Annotated in this window: 3 protein-coding genes; 1 reads left to right on the top strand and 2 read right to left on the bottom strand. The window is 59.1% G+C overall.

Features of this window, described 5'->3' with window-relative positions; all coding sequences use genetic code 11:
- Positions 1-264 (bottom strand): transposase (locus tag BMY49_RS14100; RefSeq protein WP_143058121.1); only part of this gene is annotated, 264 nt, incomplete at its 3' end.
- 112 nt (positions 265-376) lie between these two features.
- Between BMY49_RS14100 and BMY49_RS14095 the strand changes: the two genes are divergently transcribed.
- A complete protein-coding gene (locus BMY49_RS14095) occupies positions 377-2,482 on the top strand; it encodes a carboxy terminal-processing peptidase (RefSeq protein ID WP_062359161.1) in 2,106 nt (701 codons plus the stop codon).
- Positions 2,483-2,564: 82 nt separating this feature from the next.
- Here BMY49_RS14095 and BMY49_RS14090 read toward each other — a convergent pair whose 3' ends face one another.
- Positions 2,565-2,927 (bottom strand): metalloregulator ArsR/SmtB family transcription factor, encoded by a 363-nt coding sequence (locus BMY49_RS14090; RefSeq protein ID WP_044628261.1) that lies wholly within the window; start codon positions 2,925-2,927, stop codon positions 2,565-2,567.
- Positions 2,928-3,159 lie beyond the last annotated feature (232 nt).

Raw genomic sequence — 3,159 nt, 5'->3', positions numbered from 1 at the left:
CGCCACCGAGTCATAGGTGGCACGCTCGATCTTGCGGCTGGAGACCACCCCGGTGGCGTAGCCGTAGATCAGCAGGCTCAGTAGCACCGCCGGGTGATGTGCCTTGGAACCCCGCCCCATGTAACGCCGGGTCAACGTCGAGAGGTCCAGTTGTTCGACAACATCGACAACGAACCGCGCCAGGTGACCATCGGGCAACCACTCGTCTACCGAAGGCGGCAGCAGGTAATCGGTCTGGCGATCCACAGGGATGAAGCGGCTCATGGCGATCTTCTCAGCTCGGCGATGACGGTGGTCAGTATCTCACGGTGCAACGGAAAGTCCGACAGGCTGCTAGGGAAGAATGAGTGTACACAAATCCGGGAGAGCTTGACTGATGAGCTTGTTTGCAACGCTTTCGCGCTCGGTCGCCCTTGCCGTGATGCTGGTGATCACCAGCCCGGCAGCGCTGGCGCAACTTGCGCCGACCGACGAACAACGCCAAGCGGCGGTGGAAATTGCGGAAGCCCTCCGCTATGGCCATTATGCCGATATTGATTTCGACGAACAGTGGTCACAGGAAGCTTTCCAGCGCTATCTGGACATTCTTGATGGTCAGCGCAGCTACTTACTGAACCGTGACATCGAACCCTATCGCCACCTCGAAGACGACATGGCCGACGCGCTGTTCGACGGCGACTTAGACGATGCGTTTGCGCTTTACAACCGTCTCAGCGAGCGGCACACCAACCGCTTGGAATGGCTGCTTGCCGAATTGGACGACGGTTTATCGTTGGAGTTCGATAGCAACGAACGCTTGGAAGTCAACCGCGAAGACGCTCCCTGGGCCAGCCGCGAAAGCGAGCTGGATGAGCTATGGCGCAAACGGCTGAAAAACGACGCCCTGACCCTCGCCCTCACCGACCAAGACGCAGAGCAGATCGAAGACAACCTGCGCCAACGTTATGAAGGCCAGCTTTCGCGGTTACGCCAAACGGAATCGGAAGATGTCTTTGGGCTGCTGATGGCGGCTGTCTCCGGCACCATCGACCCGCATACCGGCTACCTCTCTCCTCGCCAAGGCGAATCTTTTGACATTCAAATGAGCCTCTCACTGGAGGGCATAGGCGCGCTACTGCAATCCGACGGCGAGTACGTCAAGGTCTCTAGCCTCGTACCCGGTGGCCCTGCGGATCGCGCAGGCGTATTAGAACCCGCCGACCGCATTATCGCCGTGGGCCAGGAAGAGGGAGAGATGGTCAACGTGGTGGGCATGCGCCTGGATAACGTCGTCGACCTGATTCGCGGCCCGAAAGGCTCCGTGGTCCGCCTGGACGTGGTGCCGGCCCAGGCGGTGGATATGACCCGCTCGCAAATCGTCGAAATCACCCGCGACACGGTGAGCTTGGAAGATCAGGCAGCTGACAGCGAAGTGATTGAAGTTAAACGCGACGGCGCTCCTCACCGCATTGGCGTGATTAACGTTCCCACGTTCTACGTTGATTTTGATGCGTGGCAGGCCGGTGAAGAGGAGTATCGCAGCACCACCCGCGATGTAGCCCGCGAAATCGAAAAACTGAAAAAAGAGGGCGTTGAAGGTATCGTACTAGATCTGCGTAATAACGGCGGCGGTGCGCTCCAGGAAGCTAACTCGCTGATCGGCCTGTTTATCGACCGTGGCCCCACCGTGCAAGTACGCGACGCCCAGGGCCGCATTCAGCTGTACGGCGACAGCGAAGCAGGCACCGTGTACGACGGCCCGCTGACCGTGCTGGTGAACCGCCTCTCGGCCTCGGCGTCGGAAATCTTCGCCGGTGCCATTCAGGATTATGGTCGTGGCATTGTGGTGGGCGCATCGACCTTCGGCAAAGGCACCGTTCAAACCCTGAACGAGCTTAGCCACGGCCAGATCAAGCTAACCCGCGCCAAGTTCTACCGTATCTCTGGCGACAGCACCCAGAATCGCGGCGTCGAGCCCGACATCACCTTCCCCAGCCTGATTGACCCAGAGCGGATTGGCGAGAGCAGCCTGGACAACGCCCTGGCCTGGGACACCGTACAGAACGCTCAGTACCGCCGCTACGGCGAGCCGGAACGTGTACTGCCGACGCTGATTACTCGCCATGAAGAGCGCGCCAAAGAGAACCCCAACTTCCGCTACCTGGAGCGCCAATCCACGCTGGCTCGCCAGCTGCGTGAACAGCACACCAGCGTCAGCCTGAACCGGGAGCAGCGCCAACGCGAGCTAGAAGCCCAAGAAGCCGAACAGCTCTCGCTGGAAAACCAGCGCCGCCGCGCCCTGGGGCTGCCTGAACTGGAAGAGTGGATGGATGCACGTAGCGACGGCACCACCCCGACAGAAGACCCTGAAGTAGAAAGCGAAGGCGAAACGGAAGGCAACGAAGAAGAAGTGCCGGTCGACCGTGCGCACGTGCTCGAGGCCGCCGAAGTGCTGCTTGACTATGTACACCTGCAAAACCAACAGCGCATGGCCAAGCGTTAAGTAAACGGCTTGAGCTACCCTAAGTACGAAGACGCCAGCCCTCGGGCTGGCGTTTTTGTGTGTGCTGACTAAATCATAACCGCTAGCAGAGCGCGGCACGCCGCGCAGGGCGATCTCCCATACGCGTCAAACGCTGCGTCAGCGCGTTAAGCTGCACCGCACTCCCCTGCGCAGCGGATTCAATAATCGACTGCGCCCAGGCAGGTAGCTGCGGCGCTAAACGGTAATAGACCCACTGCCCTTCCCGCTGATCCATCAGCAGGCCGCACTGGCGCAGCTGCGCCAAATGGCGAGACACCTTGGGCTGAGACTCCTCCAGCGCATAGGTCATCTCACACACGCACAGCGACTGCTCTTTAGCAATCAGCAGCACCAGCATCAGCCGCGTTTCATCACTCAAACACTTAAAGACCTGCAGCGCCTGCAGGCTAGCCGCTTCTCCCACGACACCTTCCTACGCCATGAATTGGAAACATAGTGTACGTCATACGATAGGCAGGCGTTAAGAAGGGACGGACAGCTAACAAATACACACGTAAAAACACCCAAGATGCCAGGTGGCAACGGGCGATAAAATCATTCAGATAGGAAAGGTGATACGCCAATGGCTCCCCGAGCAGGACTCGAACCTGCGACCCAATGATTAACAGTCATTTGCTCTACCAACTGAGCTATCG

Origin of the sequence: Vreelandella aquamarina (assembly GCF_900110265.1) — a bacterium.
Taxonomy (GTDB): Bacteria; Pseudomonadota; Gammaproteobacteria; order Pseudomonadales; family Halomonadaceae; genus Vreelandella; species Vreelandella aquamarina.
This window is presented reverse-complemented; position numbering and strand designations above follow the sequence as displayed.